Source organism: Pseudomonas sp. S3_A03 (assembly GCF_054668275.1).
The window spans coordinates 3,977,428-4,003,831 of sequence record NZ_CP162753.1 but is presented as its reverse complement, the minus strand read 5'-3'; the positions used below and the strand labels follow the sequence as shown (position 1 = coordinate 4,003,831).

23 protein-coding genes are annotated in these 26,404 nt (G+C 60.9%); 12 read left to right on the top strand and 11 right to left on the bottom strand.

Annotated features, from left to right (window positions below):
• The first annotated feature begins 86 nt into the window (after nucleotides 1-86).
• The gene (locus AB4O25_RS18370) at nucleotides 87-1,289 is read left to right on the top strand and encodes an N-acetylmuramoyl-L-alanine amidase (protein ID WP_017528637.1); all 1,203 of its coding nucleotides are present in this window, start codon (nucleotides 87-89) and stop codon (nucleotides 1,287-1,289) included.
• Here AB4O25_RS18370 and AB4O25_RS18365 read toward each other — a convergent pair.
• A complete protein-coding gene (locus AB4O25_RS18365) occupies nucleotides 1,286-1,654 on the bottom strand; it encodes a hypothetical protein (protein WP_017528636.1) in 369 nt (122 codons plus the stop codon). The two genes, AB4O25_RS18370 and AB4O25_RS18365, sit on opposite strands and share 4 nt — an antisense overlap.
• Before the next feature lie 203 nt (nucleotides 1,655-1,857).
• Between AB4O25_RS18365 and zigA the strand changes: the two genes are divergently transcribed.
• The 3 genes from zigA to AB4O25_RS18350 are packed head-to-tail and all read left to right on the top strand — an operon-like array spanning nucleotide 1,858 to nucleotide 4,714.
• Nucleotides 1,858-3,063 (top strand): zinc metallochaperone GTPase ZigA, encoded by a 1,206-nt coding sequence (gene zigA / locus AB4O25_RS18360; RefSeq protein WP_460149845.1) that lies wholly within the window; start codon nucleotides 1,858-1,860, stop codon nucleotides 3,061-3,063.
• Nucleotides 3,063-3,707 carry a DUF1826 domain-containing protein gene (locus AB4O25_RS18355; protein ID WP_017528634.1) on the top strand — a complete coding sequence of 215 codons (645 nt, stop codon included), beginning with the start codon at nucleotides 3,063-3,065 and terminating at the stop codon, nucleotides 3,705-3,707. Before zigA ends, AB4O25_RS18355 begins: the two co-directional genes overlap by 1 nt.
• Nucleotides 3,708-3,751: 44 nt before the next feature.
• Nucleotides 3,752-4,714 carry a CobW family GTP-binding protein gene (locus tag AB4O25_RS18350; RefSeq protein ID WP_017528633.1) on the top strand — a complete coding sequence of 321 codons (963 nt, stop codon included), beginning with the start codon at nucleotides 3,752-3,754 and terminating at the stop codon, nucleotides 4,712-4,714.
• Here the strand turns inward: AB4O25_RS18350 and AB4O25_RS18345 are convergent.
• Nucleotides 4,708-5,103 carry a DUF3301 domain-containing protein gene (locus AB4O25_RS18345; protein WP_017528632.1) on the bottom strand — a complete coding sequence of 132 codons (396 nt, stop codon included), beginning with the start codon at nucleotides 5,101-5,103 and terminating at the stop codon, nucleotides 4,708-4,710. The genes AB4O25_RS18350 and AB4O25_RS18345 overlap by 7 nt on opposite strands.
• 116 nt (nucleotides 5,104-5,219) lie before the next feature.
• Between AB4O25_RS18345 and pdxY the strand changes: the two genes are divergently transcribed.
• Nucleotides 5,220-6,092 (top strand): pyridoxal kinase PdxY, encoded by an 873-nt coding sequence (gene pdxY / locus AB4O25_RS18340; RefSeq protein WP_065879229.1) that lies wholly within the window; start codon nucleotides 5,220-5,222, stop codon nucleotides 6,090-6,092.
• Between the two features lie 131 nt (nucleotides 6,093-6,223).
• Here pdxY and AB4O25_RS18335 read toward each other — a convergent pair whose 3' ends face one another.
• Nucleotides 6,224-6,709 (bottom strand): acyl-CoA thioesterase, encoded by a 486-nt coding sequence (locus AB4O25_RS18335; protein ID WP_017528630.1) that lies wholly within the window; start codon nucleotides 6,707-6,709, stop codon nucleotides 6,224-6,226.
• Nucleotides 6,710-6,998: 289 nt separating this feature from the next.
• Between AB4O25_RS18335 and AB4O25_RS18330 the strand changes: the two genes are divergently transcribed.
• Nucleotides 6,999-8,762, top strand: a complete 1,764-nt coding sequence (locus AB4O25_RS18330) for a cation:proton antiporter (RefSeq protein ID WP_017528629.1) — start codon at nucleotides 6,999-7,001, stop codon at nucleotides 8,760-8,762.
• 22 nt (nucleotides 8,763-8,784) lie between these two features.
• On the opposite strand, the gene AB4O25_RS18325 is transcribed toward AB4O25_RS18330, so the two are convergent.
• The 3 genes from AB4O25_RS18325 to uvrD form a co-directional block, all read right to left on the bottom strand.
• Entirely contained in the window at nucleotides 8,785-9,192 is a 408-nt protein-coding gene (locus AB4O25_RS18325; protein WP_460149844.1) for an SMI1/KNR4 family protein, read from the bottom strand.
• A 131-nt stretch (nucleotides 9,193-9,323) separates the two neighbouring features.
• Complete coding sequence (locus AB4O25_RS18320; protein WP_017528627.1) at nucleotides 9,324-10,193, bottom strand: Tim44 domain-containing protein; 870 nt, start codon at nucleotides 10,191-10,193, stop codon at nucleotides 9,324-9,326.
• A 225-nt stretch (nucleotides 10,194-10,418) separates the two neighbouring features.
• On the bottom strand, nucleotides 10,419-12,602 hold the full coding sequence (gene uvrD / locus AB4O25_RS18315) for a DNA helicase II (protein ID WP_017528626.1): 2,184 nt from the start codon (nucleotides 12,600-12,602) through the stop codon (nucleotides 10,419-10,421).
• Between the two features lie 277 nt (nucleotides 12,603-12,879).
• On the opposite strand from uvrD, the gene AB4O25_RS18310 reads away from it, so the two are divergent.
• The 3 genes from AB4O25_RS18310 to AB4O25_RS18300 all read left to right on the top strand — a co-directional run bounded on the left by AB4O25_RS18310 (nucleotide 12,880) and on the right by AB4O25_RS18300 (nucleotide 17,175).
• Nucleotides 12,880-15,753 carry a putative bifunctional diguanylate cyclase/phosphodiesterase gene (locus tag AB4O25_RS18310; protein WP_460149843.1) on the top strand — a complete coding sequence of 958 codons (2,874 nt, stop codon included), beginning with the start codon at nucleotides 12,880-12,882 and terminating at the stop codon, nucleotides 15,751-15,753.
• Nucleotides 15,754-15,915: 162 nt separating this feature from the next.
• On the top strand, nucleotides 15,916-16,782 hold the full coding sequence (hexR, locus tag AB4O25_RS18305; protein WP_003177007.1) for a transcriptional regulator HexR: 867 nt from the start codon (nucleotides 15,916-15,918) through the stop codon (nucleotides 16,780-16,782).
• 195 nt (nucleotides 16,783-16,977) lie between these two features.
• The gene (locus AB4O25_RS18300; RefSeq protein WP_080598153.1) at nucleotides 16,978-17,175 is read left to right on the top strand and encodes a PA3496 family putative envelope integrity protein; all 198 of its coding nucleotides are present in this window, start codon (nucleotides 16,978-16,980) and stop codon (nucleotides 17,173-17,175) included.
• On the opposite strand, the gene AB4O25_RS18295 is transcribed toward AB4O25_RS18300, so the two are convergent.
• A complete protein-coding gene (locus AB4O25_RS18295; RefSeq protein WP_017528623.1) occupies nucleotides 17,105-18,079 on the bottom strand; it encodes a LysR family transcriptional regulator in 975 nt (324 codons plus the stop codon). The two genes, AB4O25_RS18300 and AB4O25_RS18295, sit on opposite strands and share 71 nt — an antisense overlap.
• Before the next feature lie 195 nt (nucleotides 18,080-18,274).
• Here AB4O25_RS18295 and AB4O25_RS18290 point away from each other — a divergent pair, with 195 nt between their 5' ends.
• Together AB4O25_RS18290 and oadA are read left to right on the top strand one after the other, a co-directional pair.
• Nucleotides 18,275-19,690, top strand: coding sequence for an acetyl-CoA carboxylase biotin carboxylase subunit (locus AB4O25_RS18290; protein WP_010565910.1), 1,416 nt, complete (start codon nucleotides 18,275-18,277; stop codon nucleotides 19,688-19,690).
• Nucleotides 19,691-19,701: 11 nt separating this feature from the next.
• Nucleotides 19,702-21,510: a sodium-extruding oxaloacetate decarboxylase subunit alpha gene (oadA, locus tag AB4O25_RS18285; RefSeq protein WP_017528621.1), complete on the top strand. Its 1,809-nt coding sequence runs from the start codon at nucleotides 19,702-19,704 to the stop codon at nucleotides 21,508-21,510.
• Nucleotides 21,511-21,591: 81 nt separating this feature from the next.
• On the opposite strand, the gene AB4O25_RS18280 is transcribed toward oadA, so the two are convergent.
• The 3 genes from AB4O25_RS18280 to AB4O25_RS18270 all read right to left on the bottom strand — a co-directional run bounded on the left by AB4O25_RS18280 (nucleotide 21,592) and on the right by AB4O25_RS18270 (nucleotide 24,650).
• Entirely contained in the window at nucleotides 21,592-22,902 is a 1,311-nt protein-coding gene (locus tag AB4O25_RS18280; RefSeq protein WP_460149842.1) for an autotransporter outer membrane beta-barrel domain-containing protein, read from the bottom strand.
• A gap of 159 nt (nucleotides 22,903-23,061) precedes the next feature.
• The gene (locus AB4O25_RS18275; protein WP_017528619.1) at nucleotides 23,062-23,832 is read right to left on the bottom strand and encodes an amino acid ABC transporter permease; all 771 of its coding nucleotides are present in this window, start codon (nucleotides 23,830-23,832) and stop codon (nucleotides 23,062-23,064) included.
• A complete protein-coding gene (locus AB4O25_RS18270; protein WP_017528618.1) occupies nucleotides 23,829-24,650 on the bottom strand; it encodes an ABC transporter substrate-binding protein in 822 nt (273 codons plus the stop codon). The genes AB4O25_RS18275 and AB4O25_RS18270 overlap by 4 nt, the downstream gene beginning before the upstream one ends.
• Nucleotides 24,651-24,761: 111 nt before the next feature.
• Between AB4O25_RS18270 and AB4O25_RS18265 the strand changes: the two genes are divergently transcribed.
• Complete coding sequence (locus AB4O25_RS18265) at nucleotides 24,762-25,661, top strand: homocysteine S-methyltransferase family protein (protein ID WP_460149841.1); 900 nt, start codon at nucleotides 24,762-24,764, stop codon at nucleotides 25,659-25,661.
• A 58-nt stretch (nucleotides 25,662-25,719) separates the two neighbouring features.
• On the opposite strand, the gene AB4O25_RS18260 is transcribed toward AB4O25_RS18265, so the two are convergent.
• The gene (locus tag AB4O25_RS18260; RefSeq protein ID WP_460149840.1) at nucleotides 25,720-26,397 is read right to left on the bottom strand and encodes a GNAT family N-acetyltransferase; all 678 of its coding nucleotides are present in this window, start codon (nucleotides 26,395-26,397) and stop codon (nucleotides 25,720-25,722) included.
• Nucleotides 26,398-26,404: the final 7 nt, after the last annotated feature.

The following is a 26,404-nucleotide window of genomic DNA, read 5'->3' as shown; positions in this document are numbered from 1 at the left end:
ACAATAGAGTCGACGATGAATTTTCTGCCCCGGCTCTTTTTCGGTCATGTCGAGTACGGACGCTCCTTATATTTGCGGTATTTGTCATGCACAGACGTCAGCTTCTTAATCTGCTCCTGGTCAGCCCTTTGTTTGCTTTGCCGTTCGCAGCCCACGCCACGCAGATTCGCAACGCTCGTTTGTGGCGCTCGGACGACAGGCTGCGGTTGGTGTTCGACCTCAGTGGCCCGGTGCACTACAAGACCTTCTCCTTGACCGCACCGGAACGACTGATCATCGATCTGAGCGGTGCAGGCCTCAGTGGCGATTTTTCTCAACTGGAACTGAAAAACAGCGGCATCACTTCGATCCGATCGGGGCATTTCGGCACGGCGGACACGCGCATCGTGCTCGACCTGGCCGCGCCGATGCAGCTCAACAGCTTTGTATTGCCACCTCAGGACGGGCAGGGGCACCGCCTGGTGCTCGACCTCACCAGCGCCACCCAGGCGCCGCGTCAGATTGCGTCTGCACCCAGCCCATTGGTGGAGAAAGCCCACCCCAAGCGCGACATCATTGTGGTGGTCGACCCCGGGCACGGCGGTAAAGACCCGGGCGCCGTCGGCTCCAAGGGCCAGCGTGAAAAAGACGTGGTGCTGTCCATCGCCCAATTGCTGGCCAAACGCTTGAAACGCGAGAAGGGTTTTGACGTGAAACTGGTGCGCAACGATGATTTCTTCGTGCCGCTGCGCAAACGCGTGGACATTGCGCGCCAGCACAAGGCCGACATGTTCATCTCGGTGCACGCCGATGCGGCGCCACGGCTTACGGCCTCGGGGGCGTCGGTGTATGCATTGTCCGAAGGCGGCGCAACGTCGGCCACCGCACGCTTCATGGCACAACGTGAAAACGGCGCGGATTTGCTGGGGGCTACCACGTTGCTCAATCTCAAAGACAAGGACCCGATGTTGGCCGGGGTGATTCTCGACATGTCGATGAACGCCACCATTGCCTCCAGCCTGCAATTGGGCAGTTCAGTGTTGGGTAGCCTGCAAAACATCACCAGCCTGCACCAGAAACGCGTGGAGCAGGCCGGGTTTGCGGTGCTCAAGTCGCCGGATGTGCCGTCGATCCTGGTGGAGACCGGTTTTATTTCCAATGCCCAGGACGCCCAGCGACTGGTTACCGCACGTCACCAACAGGCGGTGGCGGATGGCTTGTTCGACGGCCTGAAAAACTACTTCCAGAAGAATCCGCCGATGAACAGCTATATGGCCTGGGTTCAGGAGCAGAAGAACAGTCAGGTCTAACAGCCGGTGATGCGGCTGCAGGTGAATTTGGCGCTGGCCCCGCCCGAGCTGGAAAACCGGTTGATCGTGGTCCAGCCCACACGCCGGGTATAACCCACCCACGCCTCGCCATCCGATGCCAACCCGGTAAAGAACGTCAGCTGGCCATAGCGGCTGTTGGTCTGGGCCCAGTAGCGTTTGCCGATCACCTCAACACCGCGCAAATACGTGGTGGTACCCACCGTCGCCACGCTGTAGGCATTGCCTTGCGGGTCTACACAGGCGAGCAGGTTGGCGCTGCGCGTGCAGTTGGCCAGCGGGCTCGGCACTTGAGCGCAGACAGGCCAGGCTGCTGTCAGTAATACGACGCACAACAGGCGTTTCATAGTGTTTCTCGGGGTAGGGAAGCGTTCAAGCATTGCGCCCTTCGTCGTAAGGAGCAAGCGGATTGGCTTATTTGTGTTGTTATACTATAACATTAAAAGCCAGCCTGACCCGTGAACCGTTTATCAAAGCCAAAGAACGTGAAGAGCTGCGCGAACGCCATAAACGGGCGGTTTGACCGGCCAACCCTGATGAGGACCACCTGATGCCCAATCGTCTCCCCGTTACCGTGTTGTCCGGCTTTCTCGGCGCCGGTAAAAGCACGCTGCTCAACTATATTTTGCGCAACCGCGAAAACCTGCGCGTGGCGGTGATCGTCAACGACATGAGCGAAATCAACATCGACGGCAGCGAGGTGCAGCGCGACGTCACGCTCAATCGTTCGGAAGAAAAACTGGTGGAAATGAGCAACGGCTGCATCTGCTGCACCTTGCGCGAAGACTTACTCGAAGAGGTCGGAAAACTCGCCAAGGAAGGTCGATTCGATTACTTATTGATCGAATCCACCGGCATTTCCGAACCCTTGCCGGTGGCCGAAACCTTCACCTTTCGCGATGAAAACGAGCAAAGCCTGGCCGATATGGCCCGCCTGGACACCATGGTCACCGTGGTCGACGGCCTGCATTTCCTGCTCGACTACCAGGCCGCCGAAAGCCTGGCGTCACGGGGCGAAACCCTGGGCGAAGAGGATGAGCGCTCCATCACTGATCTGTTGATCGAGCAGATCGAATTCGCCGACGTCATCCTGATCAGCAAGATCGACTTGATCAGCAGCCACGAGCGCGAAGAGTTGATGGCGATTCTCGAACGCCTCAATGCCCAAGCGGAAATCATCCCGATGGTCATGGGCGAAGTGCCACTGAACAAGATCCTCAACACCGGCCGCTTCGACTTCGAGCGCGCCGCGCAAGCGCCGGGTTGGTTGCAGCAATTGCGCGGTGAACATGTGCCGGAAACCGAGGAATACGGTATTGCCTCCACCGCCTATCGCGCCCGTCGACCCTTCCACCCGCAACGCTTCTTCGACTTTATCGACCGCCCCTGGGTCAACGGTAAGTTGTTGCGCTCCAAAGGTTTTTTCTGGTTGGCCAGCAAGCATCAGGATGCTGGCAGTTGGTCCCAGGCCGGTGGCCTGATGCGTCATGGGTTTGCGGGACGTTGGTGGCGTTTCGTGCCGAAAAGCCAATGGCCGCAGGATGAAGAAAGCGTCGCGGCGATCATGGGCAATTGGCAACTGAGCACTGGCGACTGCCGCCAGGAACTGGTGTTTATCGGACAGAACATTGATTTTTCCCACATGCGCGAGGAGTTGGACGCCTGCTTGCTCACCGATGAAGAAATGGCCCAGGGTGTTGAAGGTTGGCGCCTGTTGGCTGACCCATTTGGCCCCTGGTATGAAGAGGCAGCCTGATGCTTGCGCCCGTTTTCCCCTTGCGCCCGGTGGTGCGACAGACCCGCGGTGACAGCCCACTGGCGCTGTCAGACATCCTCGAAGACGGCGTAAACCTGGCGTTGTGGCAGCGCCAGTTGCCGCTGCATATCGCCGAATTCGGCGCCTTGCTGGTGGCACTTAACGAGCCGTTGGCCGATTCGATGGTTATCGAACTCAATAGCGAGGACGCCGCGCCGAACTTGCAGGGTTTAGCGTCCAGCTGCCGCGATCTTGAAGGTTACGAAGGGTTCATCGCCGATGTTGCCTGGCTGGTCAGTGCCTTTGCCTGTCTGCTCGGTGCCAAACGTATCGGCGTGCGCCTGCGCTTGCTGGATAAAGCCATGTGCCCGCGCTTTCATGTCGACCATGTGCCGGTGCGGCTGATCACCACCTATGCCGGCATCGGCAGCCAATGGTTGCGTGAAGGCGTCATGGACCGCCGCACGCTCAGCCAACCGGACGCCGAACCCAGTGAGCGCATCGAGCAGATCCAGTGCGGTGAAGTGGCCCTGCTCAAGGGCACCAAATGGCACGGCAACGAAAACCACGGCCTGATCCACCGCTCGCCCGCCTTGAAAGCCGATGAGCGCCGATTGATTCTGACGCTGGATTGGTTGGCGTAACCGCGTAGGATCAAACGCTCTACACGATCTGAATGATGTCCCTGATGCTGCAGAATATTCCCACCCATGTGATTGCCGGGCCCTTGGGCGCCGGCAAGACCAGCCTGATCAAGCACTTGCTGGCCCAGCGCCCGGCCAACGAGCGCTGGGCGGTGCTGATCAACGAGTTCGGCCAAATTGGCCTGGACGCCGCACTGCTGACGCAGGACGACGACGGCATCGCCATGGGTGAAGTCGCGGGTGGCTGCCTGTGCTGTGTGAATGGTGCACCGTTCCAGGTAGGTCTGGGCCGCCTGTTGCGTAAGGCCAAGCCGGATCGGCTGTTTATCGAACCGTCGGGCCTGGGCCATCCCGCGCAATTGCTCAAGCAATTACGCCAAGCGCCTTGGCAGAAAGTGCTAGCGATTCAGCCGTGTGTGCTGGTGTTGGATGCCCAAGCGCTGGCGGCGGGCAAACCCTTGCCGCCGGCACAGCAGCAGGCGCTGGAAAGCGCCGGGTTGCTGGTATTGAACAAGGATGAAGCGCTGGATGCCGCGCAGCGCCAGGCGATCGAACGGCAGTTACCCGATCGCCCACATTACTGGACCCGCCAGGCGCAGCTGCCGTTGGCCCGGCTCCCAGGCCTGGATGTGAAAGCGGGCGCCGCTGTGGATAACCTTGACGTGCCCATCGGTCTGGCGCAGATGCCGGCCGTGTGGAGCGATCCCGCGTTGCCGATTTGTTTGAGCCAGGCTCAGGAAGGAGGCTGGAGTATTGGCTGGCGCTGGCACCCAAGCCAGTCATTCGATCCGCAGCGTATAACGTCGTGGCTCAAGACCCTTGCGTGGTGCCGCGCCAAGCTGGTTATCCACAGCCGTGGCGTGTGGCTCTGCGCCAACGCTGTGGATAACCGCTCGCTCGCCTGGCAACCCAGCGAGTGGCGTCGCGATTCCCGTATCGAACTGATCTTCAATGCGCCACAGGATGTGGTGGCGTTGCAGGCCGCGCTGGTCGCCTGCCGTTACTGACGGTTCTTGGTGGCGTGATCCTGACGCCACTGGCTCAGCTCGATCACTTCGGCGCTGGGCAGCGCTTCCTTGGCTTCGAACGGGTAGGGCGCCAGCTCGATCTGCGCGCTGTGGGCGCCGAATTGAGTGATAGTGCCACTGTGACGGGACTCGCCCGTGACGGTGAACTCAAAGTTATAGACGCGCGCCAGGCGCCGCCGACCGTTGGCGTCCTTCACAAAGCCAATGCGCTTGAGCGCCACCGCGCCGTCGAGCAACTCGATATCGAGCTTGCTGCAATGTTGCTTGACCCGCGCCAGCGCTCGCTCGCGCAAACCGTGGTTATGCCACACCCAGGCGGCGCCGGTTGCCAGCAGCATCAACACGAAGATGTTTCCCAGGGTCAGCATGTGAAAAACTCCAACAAAGTGAGCGCAGCTTAACTGTGTCGTCGGTCTGTCGTACAGGCTGCGTTTAGTCGCATACTGCGCGGCCAGAATTTCAATGGTTTTACGGAATATCCTGCATGAAACGCACACCTCATCTGCTTGCGATCCAGTCTCATGTGGTTTTTGGCCATGCCGGAAACAGCGCCGCCGTGTTCCCCATGCAGCGGATCGGGGTGAACGTCTGGCCGCTGAACACGGTGCAGTTCTCCAACCACACCCAGTATGGCCAGTGGGCGGGCGAAGTGCTGGCACCGCAGCAAATTCCCGCGCTGGTGGAAGGCATTGCCGCCATTGGTGAACTGGGTAACTGTGATGCGGTGCTGTCGGGCTACCTGGGCAGCGCAGACCAGGGGCGGGCGATTCTCACGGGTGTGGCACGGATCAAAGCCATCAACCCCAGGGCCCTGTACCTGTGTGACCCGGTGATGGGCCATCCGGAAAAAGGCTGCATCGTGCCCCAGGAAGTCAGTGACTTCCTACTCGACGAAGCGGCTGCCATGGCCGACTTCCTATGCCCCAACCAGCTGGAACTGGACAGCTTTGCCGGGCGCAAGCCGCAGTCGCTGTTCGATTGCCTGGCCATGGCCAAGGCGCTGCTGGCGCGCGGGCCCAAGGCGGTACTGGTCAAGCACTTGGATTACCCCGGCAAGCTGCCGGATGGCTTTGAGATGCTGCTGGTGACCGCCGATGGCAGTTGGCACCTGCGTCGGCCGCTGCTGGCATTTGCGCGCCAGCCGGTGGGGGTGGGCGACCTGACCTCGGGGCTGTTCCTGGCGCGGGTGTTACTGGGCGACAGCCTGCTGGCCGCTTTTGAGTTCACCGCCGCGGCCGTGCACGAAGTGCTGCTGGAAACCCAGGCCTGCGCCAGTTACGAGCTGGAACTGGTGCGGGCCCAGGATCGCATCGCCCATCCGCGCGTTCGTTTTGAAGCCACGCCGATCGGCCTGTAAGTACACAGAAACCAATGTGGGAGGCGGCTTGCTCCCGATAGTGATGGGTCAGACACCAGATGCAGTGACTGACACTCAGCAATCGGGAGCAAGCCCCCTCCCACATTTTGATGCGGTTTACAGATTGAGCCTTACAGCGCGTCTGCCTTGATTTCCTGGTAGCGCTTTTCCAGCTCCTGGCGGATCTGCCGACGCTGTTGGGCCTGTACGAACCGGCGCTTGTCTTCGCTGTGCTGGGGTTGCAGCGGCGGCACGGCGGCCGGTTTGCGCTGGTCGTCCACGGCGACCATGGTGAAAAAACAGCTGTTGGTATGGCGTACCGAGCGCTCGCGGATGTTCTCGGTCACCACCTTGATACCCACTTCCATCGAGGTATTGCCGGTGTAGTTGACCGATGCCAGGAACGTCACCAGCTCGCCGACGTGGATAGGCTCGCGAAAAATCACCTGGTCCACCGACAACGTCACTACATAACGACCGGCATAACGGCTCGCGCAGGCGTAGGCCACTTCGTCGAGGTACTTGAGCAAGGTGCCGCCGTGGACATTGCCTGAGAAGTTGGCCATATCAGGGGTCATCAATACCGTCATCGACAGCTGGGCGTTTCCGGGTTCCATAGCACACTCACGGGTTGTAGGCATTGGTTGGGGGCGCACCTCTGCGGATGCTGGAATCTTTGCGGCGCCATCCCTTACGGGACGCCAGTGGGCGGCTTGCCGTCACGCCTGGGCCGATCTGTTTCCATATATTGCACCGGCTTTTCGGTAGAAGTCGCGGTGTTAACCTTCAAAAGCCCATCGCAGGGTATTTCTTACGATCAAGGCAGACTTTTCCTTCCGCTCTTTGCGACTGTTCATGCGCGGGTGGACTTGGCAAAAGCGCCAGTACCAGCAAGGAGCCCTCGCCATGCACGCCATCAGCTTTATCCAGGACTTGGCCGTGATCATGCTGGTGGCAGGGGTGGTCACCGTCCTGTTTCACCGTCTCAAGCAGCCGGTGGTGCTGGGTTACATCGTCGCGGGCTTCATCATTGGCCCCCATACCCCGCCGTTCGGCCTGATCCACGACGAAGACACCATCAAGACCCTGGCCGAGTTGGGGGTGATCTTCCTGATGTTCTGCCTGGGCCTGGAGTTCAGCCTGCGCAAGTTGTTCAAGGTGGGTGCCACGGCATTTATCGCAGCCTTCCTGGAAATCATTCTGATGATCTGGATCGGTTACGAGATCGGCCAGTGGTTCGACTGGAACACCATGGACTCGCTGTTCCTGGGCGCCATCCTGGCAATCTCTTCGACCACCATCATCGTCAAGGCACTCAATGACCTGAAGATGAAAAACCAGCGCTTCGCCCAACTGATTTTCGGCGTGCTGATCGTCGAGGACATCCTGGGCATCGGCATCATCGCCTTGCTGTCGAGCATCGCCGTCAGCGGTACGGTGAGTTCCGGCGAGGTGTTCTCCACCGTCGGCAAGCTGTCGCTGTTCATGATCGTTGCCCTGGTCATCGGTATTTTGCTGGTGCCACGTTTGCTGGCCTATGTGGCCAAGTTCGACAGCAACGAGATGCTGCTGATCACTGTACTGGGCCTGTGCTTCGGTTTTTGTCTGTTGGTGGTCAAGCTGGAATACAGCATGGTGCTGGGGGCGTTCCTGATCGGCGCGATCATGGCCGAGTCCCGTCAGTTGATTAAGATCGAGCGCCTGATCGAGCCGGTTCGCGACATGTTCAGTGCCATCTTTTTTGTGGCGATCGGCTTGATGATCGACCCGCAGATCCTGCTGCAATACGCCTGGCCAATCGCGGTCATCACCGTGGCCGTGGTGTTGGGCAAGATGCTGTCCTGCGGCCTGGGGGCGTTTATCGCCGGCAATGACGGGCGCACCTCACTGCGCGTAGGCATGGGGCTGTCGCAGATTGGCGAATTTTCTTTCATCATCGCCGCGCTGGGGATGACCTTGCAGGTCACCAGCGATTTTCTATATCCGGTGGCGGTCGCGGTTTCGGCGATTACGACGCTGCTCACACCGTACCTGATTCGCGGTGCCGACCCGTTGTCATTGAAGATTGCCGCCGTGATGCCCCAGCGAATGAGCCGGGTGTTCGGCCTGTATGGCGAATGGCTGCGCAGTATTCAGCCGCAAGGCGAGGGCGCAATGCTGGCGTCGATGATCCGCAAGATCATCCTGCAGGTGGGGGTCAACTTGGCGCTGGTGATTGCGATCTTCTTCACCGGCAGCTTTTTCGCGGCGCGTATCGGCGGCTATCTGCAGGGCTGGATCAGCGATCCAAGCTGGCAGAAGGCATTGATCTGGGGTGGGGCATTGCTGTTGTCGCTGCCGTTTTTGATCGCCGCGTACCGCAAGCTCAAGGCTCTGTCGATGTTACTGGCGGAGTTGAGCGTGAAGCCGGAAATGGCCGGGCGGCATACCCAGCGTGTGCGCCGAGTGATCGCGGAGCTGATCCCCATTTTGTCGTTGCTGGTGATCTTCCTGCTATTGGCGGCCTTGTCGGCCAGTATTCTGCCGACCAACAAGTTACTGATGCTGATTACGGTGGTCGCGGCAGCAGTAGCGGCCGTGCTCTGGCGCTGGTTCATCCGCGTGCATACGCGGATGCAGGTCGCCTTGTTGGAAACATTGGATAACCACAAGGACACGCCGGAGCACTAATGGGAGCGGATGGGGGCCGTTATCAGCTTTCCAGCCAGACGTCCCGCGCCCAGTGCCACACCGATTCCCAGGTTTCTTCGGTAACGAGTTCTTCCTCGCCGGACCACAACACCACGGTGCCGTCTTCTTCTACGCAGTAGTAGTCGTCGCCGTCCTGGCAGATCGGGATCATGCTGCGATCAACGCCGGCATCCCAGGCATTGGCGGCCACATCCGGCAGGTAGGTGTGGGATTGTGGGTCGGTGATGGTCACCGGCTCCAGGCTGCCGTAGACCACGTCACTGACGGTCAGCAGGAATTCGCGGAAGACATACGGGATATCGATAAACAGCTGTTCTTCGATTTCTACCAGTTGATCTTCGTCAGGTAGCTCCAAGGGAACCGGGACCGGTTCGTTGGCTTCACGCAGTTGTTCGATGATTTCTTCCACGGCCGGATCCTCTTGCTAGATGGCGCGGTTAATAGGGGCGTTTTATACAGTAGCTCGCTATAAGTGCAACCGTGAAATAGAAAACCCCGGAACAGGTCCGGGGTTTTGTCAGCACTTGCTCAAGCGACGCATCAGCCGTTCTGGCGGATACCTGCGACCAGCCATGGCTGGTTGTCGCCTTGGGCGCGTTCCATATTCCAGCTCTCGCTGAACACTTCGCCCTGGTCGAAACGCGAAGTCTTCGACACGCCGCTGAAGGTCAGGGTGGCGATAGTCTTGTCGGCGCGATCATCCACGCCTTCCAGCTGTACGCGCAGGTCGTCGATGTAGGTCGACTGGAAGCCGTCGCCCAGGTCGGCGCGTTCGCGCTTGAGGAACTCCAGCAGTTGTGGAGTCACGAACTCGGAGATCTTGTCCATTTCGTTGGCGTCCCAGTGCTGCTGCAGGGACTGGAAGTGGCTGCGGGCCGCTTCGACGAAACGCTCTTCGTTGAACCAGGCCGGTGCGTTGATCACCGGGCGGGCTGCGGCAGGCGCTGACGAACCACCGAAGATCGAACCCATGGCCGGTTTTTGCTCGAACACTTCACGCTGCATCGGCGCGCCGGCTGGAGCCATGTGCTCCTGCTGCTTGCGACGACGGGCGGCGATAAAGCGGAAGACCAGGAAGGCAATGACGGCCATGATCAGGATGTCGAAGATTTGCATACCCTGGAAGCCGCCGCCCATGAACATGGACGCGAGCAGGCCACCGGCTGCGATACCGGCCAGAGGGCCCAACCAGCGCGAAGCCCCGCCGGCCTTGGCCGCGGCGCCAGCAGCACCGGCTGCGCCTGCGGTAGCGGCAGCACCGCCGGCAGCGGTGGATGGAGCCATTTGGCTGGTCTGGTGAGTCGGTGCCGCGCCCGAGCTTTTGCCGCCACCGAAGCGTTTGGCGTTGGCGTCAAGGCTCATCGTCAGGCCGATGCACAACGCCATGGCGATGCTAAGAAAACGTTTCATAAAGGGAATTCCCATTTGTGGATTGCACGCGCGCCATGTTGCACAGGTGTAATGACAGTGGCTAGCGACATAATGTTTCGGGCTTTTGCGTAAGACCAAATCCGAAGGGTCTGTAGGACTAATTACAGATATAGGCCCACGCTGCTCTAAAACAAGGGTGGGCCGATAATCTTCATGTTACGCAGTGTTTCATGATGGCGAGCGAGCGTGCACCCTCACCACAGGTCAGACAGCCTCAAGTTTGGCGTAACCCATCATCAGCCACTTGCTGCCTTCGGCGAAGTTCACCTGCACGCGAGCCTGGGCGCCGGCACCTTCGAAGTTAAGGATCACGCCCTCGCCAAACACCGAATGCTTGACCTGCTGGCCGAGGCTGAACGGGGTTTGCGGAATCTCGGAACCGGCGAACAGGTGGCTGGAGTGCTGCTGCTGGCCCCCGCCGAACGGGCGGCTGACGCTGTTGGAGAGGCGCACTTCCTGGATCAGGCCTTTAGGCACTTCACGTACGAAACGCGAAACCTTGTTGTAGGTCTCGCTGCCGTAAAGGCGTCGGGTCTCGGCGTAGGTCATCACCAGGTTCTGCATTGCGCGGGTGATGCCAACGTAGGCCAGGCGACGTTCCTCCTCAAGGCGGCCGGGCTCTTCCAGGCTCATCTTGTGCGGGAACAGGCCTTCTTCCATGCCCACCAGGAACACATACGGAAACTCCAGGCCCTTGGCGCTGTGCAAGGTCATCAGCTGGATGCTGTCTTCATGCTCATCGGCCTGGGTATCACCGGCTTCCAGCGACGCGTGGCCCAGGAACGCCGCAAGCGGGGTCAGCTCTTCGTCTTCCTCGGTGTTTTCGAACGCGCGGGCGGCGCTGACCAGTTCCTCAAGGTTTTCTACCCGGGCCTGGCCTTTTTCGCCTTTTTCCGCTTCGTGGTAGGCAATCAGCCCGGATTGCTCAATCACCGTCTGGGTCATCAAGTGCAGCGGCATGTCCGCACATTTGGCGGCGAGGTTCTCGATCAACTCGACAAACACACCCAGCGCCCCGGCGGCACGGCCGGTCAGGCCTTTGTTGGCGATCAGCAGGCGCATGGCTTCCCACATCGACACATCGGCATGGCGCGCGTGGTCGCGGATCGCTTCAACGGTTTTCTCACCGATGCCGCGCGCGGGGATGTTGATGACCCGCTCCAGTGCCGCATCGTTGCCGCGGCCTTCCAGCAAGCGCAGGTAGGCCATGGCGTTCTTGATTTCGGCACGCTCGAAGAAGCGCTGACCGCCATAGATGCGGTAGGGGATGCGCTCGCGCAGCAAGGCTTCTTCCAACACCCGCGATTGGGCGTTGGAACGGTACAAAATGGCGATATCGCTGCGCGCGAGGCCGGTCTTCAGCGCGCTTTCAATGGTTTCCACCACATAGCGCGCCTCGTCGTGCTCGTTGAACGCGGCGTAGAGGTTGATCGCTTCGCCTTCGCCGCCGTCGGTCCACAGCTCTTTGCCCAGGCGCCCGGTGTTGTTGGCGATCAAGGCGTTGGCGGCCTTGAGGATACCGGCGGTTGAACGGTAGTTCTGCTCCAGGCGGATGGTCACCGCGTCCGGGAAGTCTTCGGAGTACTGGTAGATGTTCTCGATTTTCGCGCCACGCCAGCCGTAAATCGACTGGTCGTCGTCACCCACCACCATCAGGCTGTCGCCGCCCTTGGCCAGCAGGCGCAACCAGGCGTACTGCACGGCGTTGGTGTCCTGGAATTCGTCCACCAGAATGTGGCGGAAGCGCTTCTGGTAATGGGCCAGCAAACCGGGGTTGTCGCGCCACAGGTCGAGGGCGCGCAACAGCAGTTCGGAGAAGTCGATCACACCGGCGCGTACGCAGGCAGCCTCGTAGGCTTCATAAATGCTGCGCATGGTGGCCAGGAACAGGTCGCCGCTGGCCTGGATATGTTGCGGGCGCAGGCCCTCGTCCTTCTGGCCGTTGATAAACCACTGCGCCTGGCGCGCCGGCCAGCGCTGTTCATCCAGCCCCAGCTCACGGATCACCCGCTTGACCAGGCGTTGCTGGTCATCGCTGTCAAGGATCTGGAACGTCTGGGCCAGGCCTGCTTCCTGCCAATGCGCCCGCAACAGGCGGTGCGCCAGGCCGTGGAAGGTGCCCACCCACATGCCGGCCGGGCTGATGCCCATCAACTGCTCGATGCGGTGGCGCATCTCGGCGGCGGCCTTGTTGGTGAAGGTTACCGACAGGATGGAATGCGGGGACGCGTTCTCGACCTGGATCAACCAGGCGATACGGTGCACCAGCACTCGGGTTTTACCGGAGCCAGCACCGGCCAGGACCAACTGACGGCCAACGGGGGCCGCTACGGCCTGGCGTTGGGCATCGTTGAGGGAGTTCAGCAAAAGAGAGAGATCATCGCGCATCGGCGCATTCTAGGGTGCCGGGGGGTGTCGGGCAAATCCCAATGCCGGGTGGTAGGCGCAAAATATCCGGCGCGCTCTGTGCCGGTCGACATTCTGCTTCGGGTGATGACCGGTCGGTCAAGGGGCGCAGCCCGCGCCGGGTCTCGCTCAAGCGGTCTGGCCCCAAGCTTTGCGCGGTGTGACCGGGTAGTTTTTATGATGTGGAGCAGTTTGGCCCGGGCACTTGCTTGTGTATGCTCCGTCGACGTTCGGGCTCACCATTATAAGAACACTGCCTATGACCCTTAACACCGACCTGCACGGCCCCTCCATGGCGCCCGCGCAGGTTATTCGTAAACACTACGCCACTGAGATGGCGGTCGAGCGTACACGCCTGCTGTATCAAGGCTCGCTGCTGCCCACCTTATTAATGCTGGTAAACGGCCTGGTCTGCGCCTGGCTGCTCTGGACCCCCCAGCAATACGTGTTGGACAGCATCTGGCTGGTGTGGCTGCTGGCCTTGGTGGCGATGCGCGTCATTCAGGTGGCGGCCTTCGATTCAGCCATGTCCAGCCGCCAGGCCCAGCCGGTCTGGCGGCGTATGTTCATGCTCGGCTCGGCGGTCAGCGGGCTGACCCTGGCCACCGCCGCGATAGCCCTGGCCCCGGTGAACAGCTTCATGCAGCAAGCCTGGGTGTTCGGCCTGATCGGCGCGGCGACGTTGTCGGCCAGTGTGGCCTACGCGGTGAGCCTGCCGGCCTTTCTGTCCTTTGCCGTGCCGTGCCTGGTGCCGTCCATTGTCTACCTGTTATGGAATGGCGACCCGCAGCAACAAGGCTGGGGCGTGCTTGGCCTGATCCTGTTGGTGTCGCTGAACCTGGTGGCCTGGCAGGTCAACCGCCTGATCCAGCGTGAACTGTTGCGGCGTTTCCAGAACCAGGCGCTGATTGAAAACCTGCAACAGGCGCAACAGCGTAGCGAGCAGTTGAATCAGGACCTGGTGCGTGAGGTCGAGCAGCGCCGTCAGGTCGAGCAAGAGCTGCGCAATGCACAAATCGGCTTGCAGGACCGTGTTGCGCAACGCAGCCAAGAGCTGGACGCCGCCAGCCTGGCCCTGAATAAAAGCGAAGCGCGCCTGGCCATGGCCCTGCAAGCCAGCGAACTCGGGCTGTGGGACTGGAACCTGCAAACCGACGAAGTCCACCACACTCAACTCAAAGAGCTGTTCGGCCTGGAGCCGGAATACGTCACCGCCATGCTCGGCCACCTCAAGCCGCGCCTGCACCCCGACGACTTGCCGCTGCTCAAGCGCGCGTTGGTGGAGCACCTTAAGGGGCGTACCGAGGATTACCTGGTGGAATACCGCGTGCGCCATGGCGACGGGCACTGGGTATGGATCGAAGATCGCGGGCGCGCCGTGGAGCGCGCGCCGAGCGGGCGTGTGATCCGCATGCTTGGCACCCGCCGTGACATCAGCGCGGGTAAAGCGCTGGAAGAACAGCAGCGGTTGGCGTCGACGGTATTCGAGGCCGCCAGTGAAGGCATCGTAATACTTGACCCGGATTACGCGCTGATCGCGGTCAACCAGGCCTTCAGTCGCGTCACCGGCTTTGAAATCGACGACATGCTGGGACGCAACGTGGTGGAACTGCCCAGCAGTCGCGACGCTCGGCGCCATTTTCCGGTGATCCGCCAAGCGTTGCTCAGCCATGGCACGTGGCAGGGCGAGTTGGTGGAAACACGCAAGAACGGCGAGCTGTACCCACAGTGGCTTCAGTTGAATGTGGTGCGCGATTTTCGCGGAAACGTCAGCCATATAGTGGGCTTTTTCGCTGATCTGTCGGCGCGGCGCGAATCCGAGGAGCGCATGCGCTACCTCACCCACTACGACGAATTGACCGGCCTGGCCAACCGCTCGCTGTTCCGCGAACGGCTGCGCGAGGCTCACCAGCGCGTCCGGCTGGGCGGGCGCAGCCTGGCGCTGCTGCATATCAACCTCGATCGTTTCAAATTGCTCAACGACAGCCTGGGCCATGAAGTGGCCGACCAATTGCTGCAAAAAATGGCCCGCCGCTTGATCAATGCCTTGCCGGAGGCGGACACCATTGCGCGCTTGTCCGCTGATGAATTCGCCGTACTGTTCGACGCCTATGGCAACCTGTCGAGTCTGGCGCGGGTGGCCACGCGCCTGCTGGCCAAGCTGCGGGTGCCGGTCACCGTGGAGGGGCATGAATTGGTGGTCAGCGCTTCAATGGGCGTAAGTCTGTTGCCCGATAACGCACGGGAAATTTCCGCGCTGGTCAGCCAATCGAACATGGCCATGCAACACGCCAAGCACCTTGGCGGCAATAATTTCCAGTTCTACACCGACAGTTTGCAAGCCAGCACCCTGGAGCGACTGCAGCTGGAAAACCACCTGCGCAAGGCTATCGACGAGCGTCAGTTGGCGGTGTTCTACCAGCCGAAACTGTGCCTGGCCACCGGCAAACTCAATGCGGCCGAAGCGCTGATCCGGTGGGAGCATCCGCAGTGGGGCATGGTGCCGCCGGCAGACTTTATCGGCCTGGCCGAAGAAACCGGCCTGATCGTACCGCTGGGCGAATTCGTGCTGCGGGAGGCCTGCTGGCAGGCCTGTGAATGGCAGCGCCAGGGCTTGGCGCCCATTCGGGTGTCGGTGAACCTGTCGGTGCATCAATTGCGCCAGGGCAAGCTGGTCAGCCTGGTGCGCCAAGTGCTGGAAGAAACCGGCCTGGACCCGCAGTACCTCGAACTTGAACTGACCGAAAGCCAATTGCTCGACAGCGTCGAACATATCATCGCGACCTTCCAGCAATTGCGCGACCTGGGGGTAAAGCTGGCCATCGATGATTTCGGCACCGGCTATTCGTCCCTCAGCTACCTCAAGCGCATTCCCGTGGACTACGTGAAGATCGACCAGACCTTTATTCGTGGGTTGGGGCAGGGGCGCGAAGACGCGGCCATCACCCGGGCGATTATTGCCATGGCCCACGGTTTGGCGCTCAAGGTCGTGGCTGAAGGTGTGGAGGATCTGCAGCAGTTGGATTTCCTGCGGGTGGAGCGCTGTGACGAAGTGCAGGGCTACCTGATCAGCCGGCCGATGCAGGCGGATGGGTTGGCGGATTTGTTACGTAAAAATGCAGATTTTCCCTAGTGGTGCCACGGCCGCCTTTGTGGCTACAAAGCGCCTGCCCTTTGAATCAGAGGGCAGCAGGGCGATTTAGTGATGCGTCGCACGGGCAAAACGGCAATTCTTGTAGTATAACTACAAGCTTGCTACATCCCCTGGCCCTGCCAATAACAAGAGTCCTGCCCTTTGAACCTGTTGCAACATATCGCCCAGTCGCGCCACCTGTTACGCAAATCGGAGCTCAAGGTTGCCGATCACGTGCTGCTTGACCCCGCGGCTGTGATGCACAGTTCCATGGCCGACCTGGCTCACAGCGTGGGCATCAGCGAGCCGACCATCGTGCGCTTTTGTCGCGCCATCGGCTGCTCCGGTTTCCAGGACCTCAAACTCAAACTGGCCCAGAGCCTGGCCGCCGGCGCCAGCTTCGGCCAGTTTGCGATTCACGAAGACGATTCCGTCGCCGATTACAGCCTGAAAATTTTCGACACCACCTTGCACACCCTGATGGAAGTGCGCGAGAAGCTCGATCCGGTGGAGTTGCAAAAGGCTGTGACGGCCATGTCCCAGGCCCAGCGCGTCGAGTTCTATGGGTTTGGTGCCTCCGGCGCGGTGGCGGCGGATGCGCAGCACAAATTCTTCCGCCTGCTGCTCACGGCGGCGGCTTACAGCGACCCACATATGCAGGCCATGTCGGCGGTGACGCTCAAGCCCACCGACGTGGCCATCTGCATTTCCCAGTCGGGCCGCTCCAAAGACCTGCTGATCACCGCCAACCTGGTGCGCGAAAGCGGCGCGTCGCTGATCACCTTGTGCCCGAGCCAGACGCCGCTGGCGGAACTGTCCACGGTCAACCTGGCGATCGATGTGCACGAAGACACTGAGATCTACACGCCGTTGACCTCGCGAATCGCCCATCTGGTGGTGATCGACGTGCTGGCGATGGGCGTGGCCATGGCGCGCGGGCCGAGCCTGGTCAACCACCTCAAGAGCGTGAAGCGCAGTTTGCGCAGCCTGCGGTTGTCGCCAAAATCGGTCAAAGCCCTGGACGACTGATACGGTCAAAATGTGGGGGCTTGCTCCCGATAGCGGTGGATCAGTCGACTACCCGATACTGGCACACCGTAATCGGGAGCAAGCCCCCTCCCACACTGGGTTCTCCAGCGTGCCCAGAATCTTCATCAGGCTGTCATCGTCGCGTCATCCCCCCAGGCCATCCTGAACTCCCGTAATCGCATTGGGAGACTCCAAATGGCCCGGCCCTACGAAGACAGCAACAGCTGCGTCAAAACCCGTCGTCAGCAGGAAGACCAGCGCCGCATGGCGTTCCGTCGCGCAATCGAAGACCGCTGCGATCAGCGCCAATTGCTCCAAAGCATCAGTGACTATCCGGAACTGCACTGGCAGGCACCCGCGGCTGCCCAGCGAAGCGCTCAGCCAACGCGCTGATCTGCACGCGTTCGCTGCGGATAAAGCCCAGGAACGCATGGGCCACCGGTGACAGACGCTTGGCCTTGGCCTGCACCAGGCACCAACTGCGGTACAGCGGCAGCTCTTCCACCGGCAGCTCCTTGAGCCCGCCGGTGGCCAATTCCATGTTGACCGCGTGGCGTGTCAACAGCGCCACGCCCAGGCCGGCGCATACGCATTCGCGCTGCGCCTCGGCCGAGGCCACTTCCACCGTCTGGGTGAAGTGCACACGTTTTTCCTTGAAATACTCCTCGCACGCCAGCCGCGTGCCGGAGCCCGGTTCGCGGATGAGCAGGGTGTAGGGCTCCAGGTCCTGCAGGCGCAGCGGGCCTTGCAGGCTCAAGGGATGATCGAGTGGCGCCACGGCGACGATGGGGTTGTTGAGAAATGGCAGGAACTCCAGGCCCATGTCCTGGGGCACCATGGACATAATCACCAGATCATCTCGGTTGTCGGAAAGCCTGCGAATCACCTGGGCGCGGTTCACCACCGTCAATTGCAACTGCACCTCCGGATGTTGGCGCTTGAAGGCGGCAAATAGGTGCGGCACGAAGTACTTGGCGCTGGATTCAATGGCCAGTTTCAACTGGCCTTGCAGCGAGCCCTGCATGTCCGAGAGCTGCATATCGAGGTTTTCCAGGCGCCCGAAAATATCGCGGCTGGCTCGCTGCAAGGCTTCGGCGGCCTCAGTCATGTAGAGTTTTTTGCCGACGTAATCGAACAGCGGCTGGCCGATCAGCTCTTCCAGCTGGCGAATCTGCAGGCTCACGGCGGGTTGTGTCAGGGACATTTCCTCGGCCGCCCGGCTGTAGGAGCGCAAATCGCACACTTCATTGAAGATCTGCAATTGACGCAATGTCATGCGCATCAATGACTTACGCATTATTTGAATCCTCTCTCCCGGCCCATTCGGCCAACTATAAGTCTTTACTTATACACAGCCCAATAATTATTGATTTTTGTTAATCCCTGCTGGGGCTTAGTGTGTGTCTCGCGACTGTCATGAAACATTTGGTCACGCGCCGACCCGGCTTCAGCGGGTCGAAGAACGCAGCAATTGGCTCAAGGGAATTTCCAAGTGATAAAAAAGATCCTGATCGCCAACCGTGGTGAGATTGCCGTACGAATCGTGCGTGCTTGCGCCGAGATGGGCATTCGCTCGGTCGCGGTGTATTCCGATGCCGACCGCCACGCGTTGCACGTCAAACGTGCCGACGAAGCCCACAGCATTGGTGCCGAGCCGTTGGCCGGCTACCTGAACCCGCGCAAGCTGGTGAACCTGGCCGTGGAAACCGGTTGTGATGCGTTGCACCCCGGCTACGGTTTCCTGTCGGAAAACGCCGAGCTGGCGGACATCTGCGCCGAACGCGGGATCAAATTCATCGGCCCGGCCGCTGAAGTGATCCGCCGCATGGGCGACAAGACCGAAGCCCGTCGCAGCATGATCAAGGCCGGTGTACCGGTGACCCCAGGCACCGAAGGCAACGTCGCCGACATCGCCGAGGCTCTCACCGAGGGCGACCGTATCGGTTACCCGGTGATGCTCAAGGCGACCTCCGGTGGCGGCGGTCGCGGTATTCGCCGGTGCAACAGCCGCGAAGAACTCGAGCAAGCCTTCCCTCGCGTGATTTCCGAAGCCACCAAGGCCTTCGGTTCGGCGGAAGTGTTCCTGGAAAAATGCATCGTCAATCCCAAGCACATCGAGGCGCAGATTCTCGGTGACAGCTTTGGCAACGTGGTGCACCTGTTCGAACGCGATTGTTCGATTCAGCGCCGCAACCAGAAGCTCATCGAAATCGCCCCCAGCCCGCAGCTGACCCCGGAACAGCGCGCCTACATCGGCGACCTGTCGGTGCGCGCCGCCAAGGCCGTCGGCTACGAGAACGCCGGCACCGTGGAGTTCCTGCTCGCCGAGGGCGAGGTGTACTTCATGGAGATGAACACCCGGGTGCAGGTGGAACACACCATCACCGAAGAAATCACCGGGATCGACATCGTCCGCGAGCAGATCCGCATCGCTTCCGGCCTGCCGCTGTCGGTGAAACAGGAAGACATCCAGCACCGTGGTTTTGCGTTGCAGTTCCGTATCAACGCCGAAGACCCGAAGAACAACTTCCTGCCCAGCTTCGGCAAAATTACCCGTTATTACGCGCCCGGCGGCCCCGGCGTGCGTACCGACACGGCGATTTACACCGGCTACACCATCCCACCGTTCTATGACTCCATGTGCCTGAAACTGGTGGTGTGGGCGTTGACCTGGGAAGAGGCCATGGACCGTGGCCTACGTGCCCTGGACGACATGCGCCTGCAAGGCGTGAAGACCACCGCCGCCTACTACCAGGAAATCCTGCGCAACCCGGAATTCCGTAGCGGCCAGTTCAATACAAGCTTTGTGGAAAGCCACCCTGAGCTGACCAACTACTCGATCAAGCGCAAACCCGAAGAGCTGGCCCTGGCCATCGCCGCCGCCATCGCCGCCCACGCAGGCCTGTGAGGACTATAAGAATGAGCAAGAAGATTTTTGTCACCGACACCATCCTGCGCGACGCTCACCAATCGTTGCTGGCCACCCGCATGCGCACCGATGACATGCTGCCGATCTGCGACAAGCTCGACAAAGTCGGCTACTGGTCCCTGGAAGTCTGGGGCGGCGCGACCTTCGACGCCTGCGTGCGCTTTTTGAAAGAAGACCCATGGGAGCGCCTGCGCCAATTGCGCGCCGCGTTGCCCAATACTCGCCTGCAAATGCTGCTGCGCGGCCAGAACCTGTTGGGCTACCGCCATTACAGCGACGACGTGGTCAAAGCCTTCGTCGCCAAGGCCGCCGTGAACGGCATCGATGTGTTCCGCATCTTCGACGCCATGAACGATGTGCGTAACCTGCGCGTGGCTATCGAAGCGGTGAAGGCAGCGGGCAAACATGCCCAGGGCACCATCGCCTACACCACCAGCCCGGTGCACACCGTCGAGGCCTTCGTGGCCCAGGCCAAGCAACTGGAATCCATGGGTTGCGACTCGATCGCGATCAAGGACATGGCCGGCCTGCTGACCCCGTACGCCACCGGTGAGCTGGTCAAGGCGCTGAAAGCCGAGCAGAACCTGCCGATCTTTATTCACTCCCACGACACCGCCGGCCTGGCCGCGATGTGCCAACTCAAGGCCATCGAAAACGGTGCCGACCATATCGACACCGCTATCTCCAGCTTCGCCTGGGGCACCAGCCACCCCGGTACCGAGTCGATGGTCGCCGCCCTCAAAGGCAGCGAGTTCGACACTGGCCTGGACCTGGAACTGCTGCAAGAGATCGGCCTGTACTTCTACGCCGTGCGCAAGAAGTACCACCAGTTCGAAAGCGAATTCACCGCGGTCGACACCCGCGTGCAAGTCAACCAGGTACCGGGCGGGATGATTTCCAACCTGGCCAACCAGCTCAAGGAGCAGGGCGCGCTCAACCGCATGAGCGAAGTGCTGGCTGAAATTCCGCGCGTGCGTGAAGACCTCGGCTTCCCGCCGCTGGTCACCCCAACCTCGCAGATCGTCGGCACCCAGGCGTTTTTCAACGTGCTGGCCGGTGAGCGCTACAAGACCATCACCAACGAAGTGAAGCTCTACTTGCAAGGCGGCTACGGCAAGGCGCCGGGCACTGTGAACGAAAAACTGCGTCGCCAGGCCATCGGCAGCGAAGACGTAATCGATGTACGCCCGGCTGACCTGCTCAAGCCGGAAATGACCAAGCTGCGCGGCGAAATCGGCGCGTTGGCCAAGTCTGAAGAAGACGTGCTGACCTACGCCATGTTCCCGGACATCGGGCGCAAATTCCTCGAAGAGCGTGACGCCGGCACCCTGGCGCCGGAAGTGCTGCTGCCTATCCCGGAAGCGGGCGGTGTGGCGCGCGCCGGCGGTGAGGGTGTGCCGACCGAGTTCGTGATCGACGTGCACGGCGAAAGCTACCGCGTGGATATCACCGGTGTCGGCGTGAAAGCCGAAGGCAAGCGTCACTTCTATCTGTCCATCGACGGCATGCCGGAAGAAGTGGTGTTCGAGCCACTCAACGAGTTTGTCGGCGGCGGCGGTAGCAAGCGCAAGCAGGCCACCGAGCCGGGCCATGTGAGCACCGCGATGCCGGGCAATATCGTCGACGTGCTGGTCAAGGAAGGCGACGTGGTCAAGGCCGGCCAGGCTGTGCTGATTACCGAAGCCATGAAGATGGAAACCGAAGTCCAGGCCTCGATTGCCGGCAAGGTGGTCGCTGTGCACGTGGCCAAGGGCGACCGGGTCAACCCTGGCGAAATCCTAATCGAAATCGAAGGCTGATTACCCAGCCTTCGACACTACCGTTTAAACCTCGGGGGGCATGTGCCCCCTTTTTTTGTCTGTTGTTCAGGCAATGCCGCCTTAGAACGCCATCGCCCATTGCCCCATCAACCCCTGGTTACGACTATGGCTGCCGAACTCGGCGGTGTAGGCCAGGCCCACACTGTGTTCAGCCGACAGCGCCATGTCCAGGCCGGTACGCAGCGCCAGACTGTCGCGGTCCAGAGCGGTGCCGTCGATGGTGAACTCACTGTTGAAGTCCTGACGTTTGTTCCAGGCAAATGACTGGCGAACGCGACTGTTGACGTCGCCATACAGGTGTTTCCATTGGGTGCTCAGGTGCGGTTTGAGGGTCATTTGGTTGCCCAGTGCAAAACCGTGGCTCAAGCGAAGGCCCAAGGTAGTGCTGAGGTTTTGCTGGGTTTGTGCACCCACGTCCAGTGCGCTGTAGCCGCCTTTTTCCCGAAAACGGTCACGCTGATAGCGCTGAAAACCAGCGCCGGCAAAGGGCTCGGCGTGCAAACCGCTCAGGTCCAATTGATAGCCCAACTCTGCGAATACGTTTTGGCTCTGGGCGTTGTACTGGCCCGTGAGATTTTCGCGGCGGTTAATAAAATCGAAATCGACCGTACGCTTGTTTTTCCCGGTATGGGCGCTGTAAAGCGCCCCCAGGCGCAAGGCCAGTGGTCCGTCCTGGCGCACGGCGTAAGCCCCCAGGTGCCAACTGTCCAGATCACCTTTGAAACGCGTGGCGTTCAGTTCGCTGCCGGACTTGCCGGCCACCACGCCGAGTCGCCATGCAGGGTCGATTGACCAGTCGGCACCCAGCAGCAGGCCCTGGCTGCGTTGTTTCAAGCCGGCACTGCCGTGCTGGGCATCGAGGTTGCCGCTATGGCCCAGGCCTTGGACCCATACGCGTCCTGTCTCGCTGGCGTGGTTGTCCAGCAGGCGCAGGGCCGACAACAGGCTGGCGTTCAATTGATTCATGCTGTTTTGAGTGGCGGTGCCCAGGTTGGCGTTCTGGGTGCCTGCCAGTTGCTCAAGCACGGCACCTATCCGACCTGGCTCCAAGGTGCCCAGGTACAGGCCGTAATTCTCAAGGCGGTTTTTTTCCCATTCATGCAGTTCGTCCGAGGCCAGCAGGGTTTGCACCGCGGAGTCCACCACTTTGGCGACGCTCAAACCGTTCCGGCTGGTGGCGGTGTTGGCGAAGTAGAAGTCTTCGGGTGTCGGCAAAGCCGGTTCGAAATGGTGCCTTCCACTGCTCACCGCAGCCGGCTCAAGCCATTCGCTGTCTGGCTCGATGTCGCCTCGTGCCTGCGCGTGTTGAGCGCTGAGCGCGCCGAGCGTCAGGGTGATGGCCAGTGCGAGTTGTTTCTTTATGAGCGGCATGTAAACCCACCTCTTGATATATGAGGCGGGGAATTTAGCGGCGTACCGGGGGGATAAATGTCAGCCTGCGAGCCGCTCGTTTGCGGGAGATGTCTCTGGTCTGGCGCGATTAAAAACAATCAGCGATAGGGCGGGTCACGCTCGTTGTTTGGCGGCCGGTCACCCGCGCTTTACATAGCCCTTGCCATAATGACGCTCCATGCGCGCCTGGATCAGTTCCAACCCGAGCGACATCACCCAGTAGATGATCGCGGCCGTGGTGAGCATTTCAATGTAGCGGTAGCTGGAGCGGCCATAGGACTGCGCCAGGAACATCACTTCCCACACGCCCATCACCGAGATCAGGGACGAGTCCTTGAGCATGGAGATGAACTGGTTGGTCGCGGGCGGAATGATGGTGCGCATGGCCTGGGGCAGGGTGACGTGCCAGAAGATCGCACTGTCGCGCATGCCCAGGGCCAGGGCGGCTTCGCGTTGGCCGTGGGGAACGCCCAGGATACCGGCGCGGAAAATTTCGCTCAGGTAAGCGCCATAGTTCAGCGACAGCGCGATGATCCCCGCGACGATGGCGCCCGGCACCAGGCCCAGTTGCGGCAGGCCCAGGTAGATCAACAGGATCTGGATCAGCAGCGGCGTGCCGCGAAAGAACGAGGCGTAGAAACTGGCGATACCGAACGCCACGGCACTTTTCGACAGGCGCCCCAGGGCGGTGATAAAGCCCAGCACCGACGACGCGGCAATCGAGCACAGGCACAAAAACACCGTCAGTGCCGCGCCTTGCAGAAAACCGTTGGGCGCCAGGTGCAGGCCGACCAGGTTGGGCAGCTTGTCGAGGATGATCGAGAACTTCAGGTCAAAGCTCAGGAAGAAACCGGCAAACAGGGCGAACAGCGTCGCCCAGGTCAGGTACAGCCGTATGCGAAAGCTCATCGGCTGATATCGGCGCCGATCCATTTTTGCGACAGCTTGCTCAACGTGCCGTCCTGTTTCAGCTGGGCGAAGACTTCACGCACCTTGCTGTCCCACTGCGGGTCGCCTTTTTCGATGGCCACCGAGTTGGGCTCGGAGTACAGCGGTTCGCCGGCCAGCTTGAAGCGTTTGTCCTGGTTCAGGCGCGGTTGGGCGGTGACCAGGTTGGTGAGGATTGCATCCAGGCGCACGCCGGCGCCCAGGCCCAAGTCCTGGAACGCTACGTTGTCGGTATCGTACGGGGCGATTTGCACGTCCTCGAACGGGTACTGCAACTGCGTGTCTTCGGCGCCCTCGATCACCAGGTTCTTGTTCAGGTAGCTTTCATAGCTGGAGGCGCTGGTAAGGCCGACTTTCTTGCCGCTCAGGTCCTTGGCGCTGTGGATGCGATCGTCCTTGGCATTGACCACGATCACCGCCGGGGAAGCGTAATACTCCACCGGGAAATCAAACACCTCGGCGCGTGCCTTGCTTGGGGTCATCGAGCAGATACAAATATCGTAGCGCCCGCTCCAGCGGCCAGCGGCGATCACGTCCCACGAGGGCGTTTCCAGGCGCAGCTTAACGCCCAGCTTCTGCGCAACGGCCTTGGCCACGTCAACGTCGAAGCCGTCGAGTTGGTTCTGCTCATTGAGAAACGAGAACGGCGGGTAGCTTTCCATCAGCACGCCCACCAGCTCTTTTTTCTGTTCGATGCGGTCCAGGGTCGCGCCGGCGAAGGCCTGGGTAGAGGCCGCCAGTGTCATCAGGCCCAGGGCCAACAGGGATTTAAGTTTCACGGTGACACCTTTAGAAAAAAGAGTTGGTATGAAGCGGATCGAACGTATTAAATAGTTATAAGAACGACTCTCATAGTGAGTTATTTTCATAAGCTTATGAGTAAAAGGCATATGGACGAAAAAACCGTAATTCTCGATGGCGGCATGGGCCGTGAACTGCAACGCCGTGGCGCGCCGTTCCGTCAGCCGGAATGGTCGGCGTTGGCCTTGAGCGAGGCGCCGCAGGCGGTGGAGGCGGTGCACGCGGCCTATATCGACAGCGGTGCCAATGTGATCACCAGCAACAGCTACGCGGTGGTGCCGTTTCATATCGGTGAGGCGCGGTTTGCCGCCGAAGGCCAGGCCCTGGCGGCGTTGGCGGGTGAGTTGGCGCGTCGTGCGGTGGACGCTTCCGGCAAGGCCGTGCGTGTGGCCGGGTCGCTGCCGCCACTGTTTGGCTCCTATCGCCCTGACCTGTTTGAGGCTGAGCGCGTCACCGAACTGCTGACACCCCTGGTGCAGGGCCTGGCGCCGCATGTCGACCTGTGGCTGGCCGAAACCCAGAGTTCAATCGTCGAGGCGCGAGCGATCAAGGCCGGTTTACCCGCGGATGGTAAGCCGTTCTGGCTGTCGTTTACCTTGAAAGACGAAGACACCGACGAGGTCCCGCGCCTGCGCTCCGGCGAGCCGGTGGCGGACGCGGCCGAGGCGGCAGCGCAGTTGGGCGTGCACGTGCTGCTGTTCAACTGCAGCCAGCCGGAAGTGATCGGCGCTGCCATCGATGCCGCGCGCGAAACCTTCGAACGCCTGGGCGTGGCGATCCAGATCGGCGCCTACGCCAATGCTTTCCCGCCGCAACCCAAGGAAGCCACGGCCAACGATGGTCTGGACCCGCTGCGCGACGACCTCGACCCGCCCGGCTACCTGCACTGGGCCGCCGATTGGAAAGCCCGCGGCGCCAGTCATTTGGGCGGCTGCTGCGGCATCGGGCCAGAGCACATTGCGGTGCTGGCCCAGCATCTGAGCCAATGATTCACCGCCGATCATATGGGAGAGGGCTTGCTCCCTCCCACAATGGTTTGGTGGGGTGTTAAATCGGGGTACGGCACTCGGCCAGCGTTTTCAGCTGCCCTGAGCCTGCCTGGTTCGCCTCCGACAGCCACTTCTCAAACCCCGCCCCCACCGCTGGCCATTCCGAATCCAGAATCGAATACCAAGCGGTGTCGCGGTTCTGCCCCTTGACCACCATGTGCTGGCGGAACACCCCCTCAAAACTGAACCCCAAGCGCTCGGCCGCATATTTGGAGCGGGCGTTGCCGTTGTTGCATTTCCATTCCAGGCGGCGGTAGCCCTGATCGAATACGTACTTGGCCAGCAGGTACACCGCTTCGGTGCTTTTGGGCGAGCGCTGCATCGGCGCGCCGAAAGTGACGTGGCCGATTTCGATCCGACCCTGGGCCGCAACAATGGACATCAGGCTGAGGATGCCCTGCACCTCGCCGCTGGCGCGGTCGACCACGCTGAAGAAATACGGATCGCTGTTGGCGGCATGGTTATTGAGCCACGCATCGAACGCGGCACGCTCGGCAAACGGCCCGTAAGGCAAGTAGTCCCACAATTTAGGGTCGGCGCCGGGGCCTTCGAGGGCTTGCCACAGTTGATCGGCGTGGCGCGCGGGGTCGAGTTTTTCCAGGCGGATAAAGCGCCCTTCGAGCAGAAGGGCCGAAGGCGCCGGGGCACCTTTCCAGTGGGCGAGGGAAGTGGACATGCTGCGC

Excerpts from the sequence above, each read along its gene's own strand:
- AB4O25_RS18370 (WP_017528637.1), top strand. The coding sequence starts at position 87 with ATGCACAGACGTCAGCTTCTTAATCTGCTCCTGGTCAGCCCTTTGTTT.
- AB4O25_RS18365 (WP_017528636.1), bottom strand. The coding sequence starts at position 1,654 with ATGAAACGCCTGTTGTGCGTCGTATTACTGACAGCAGCCTGGCCTGTC.
- zigA (WP_460149845.1), top strand. The coding sequence starts at position 1,858 with ATGCCCAATCGTCTCCCCGTTACCGTGTTGTCCGGCTTTCTCGGCGCC.
- AB4O25_RS18355 (WP_017528634.1), top strand. The coding sequence starts at position 3,063 with ATGCTTGCGCCCGTTTTCCCCTTGCGCCCGGTGGTGCGACAGACCCGC.
- AB4O25_RS18350 (WP_017528633.1), top strand. The coding sequence starts at position 3,752 with ATGCTGCAGAATATTCCCACCCATGTGATTGCCGGGCCCTTGGGCGCC.
- AB4O25_RS18345 (WP_017528632.1), bottom strand. The coding sequence starts at position 5,103 with ATGCTGACCCTGGGAAACATCTTCGTGTTGATGCTGCTGGCAACCGGC.
- pdxY (WP_065879229.1), top strand. The coding sequence starts at position 5,220 with ATGAAACGCACACCTCATCTGCTTGCGATCCAGTCTCATGTGGTTTTT.
- AB4O25_RS18335 (WP_017528630.1), bottom strand. The coding sequence starts at position 6,709 with ATGGAACCCGGAAACGCCCAGCTGTCGATGACGGTATTGATGACCCCT.
- AB4O25_RS18330 (WP_017528629.1), top strand. The coding sequence starts at position 6,999 with ATGCACGCCATCAGCTTTATCCAGGACTTGGCCGTGATCATGCTGGTG.
- AB4O25_RS18320 (WP_017528627.1), bottom strand. The coding sequence starts at position 10,193 with ATGAAACGTTTTCTTAGCATCGCCATGGCGTTGTGCATCGGCCTGACG.
- uvrD (WP_017528626.1), bottom strand. The coding sequence starts at position 12,602 with ATGCGCGATGATCTCTCTCTTTTGCTGAACTCCCTCAACGATGCCCAA.
- AB4O25_RS18310 (WP_460149843.1), top strand. The coding sequence starts at position 12,880 with ATGACCCTTAACACCGACCTGCACGGCCCCTCCATGGCGCCCGCGCAG.
- AB4O25_RS18300 (WP_080598153.1), top strand. The coding sequence starts at position 16,978 with ATGGCCCGGCCCTACGAAGACAGCAACAGCTGCGTCAAAACCCGTCGT.
- AB4O25_RS18295 (WP_017528623.1), bottom strand. The coding sequence starts at position 18,079 with ATGCGTAAGTCATTGATGCGCATGACATTGCGTCAATTGCAGATCTTC.
- oadA (WP_017528621.1), top strand. The coding sequence starts at position 19,702 with ATGAGCAAGAAGATTTTTGTCACCGACACCATCCTGCGCGACGCTCAC.
- AB4O25_RS18280 (WP_460149842.1), bottom strand. The coding sequence starts at position 22,902 with ATGCCGCTCATAAAGAAACAACTCGCACTGGCCATCACCCTGACGCTC.
- AB4O25_RS18275 (WP_017528619.1), bottom strand. The coding sequence starts at position 23,832 with ATGAGCTTTCGCATACGGCTGTACCTGACCTGGGCGACGCTGTTCGCC.
- AB4O25_RS18265 (WP_460149841.1), top strand. The coding sequence starts at position 24,762 with ATGGACGAAAAAACCGTAATTCTCGATGGCGGCATGGGCCGTGAACTG.
- AB4O25_RS18260 (WP_460149840.1), bottom strand. The coding sequence starts at position 26,397 with ATGTCCACTTCCCTCGCCCACTGGAAAGGTGCCCCGGCGCCTTCGGCC.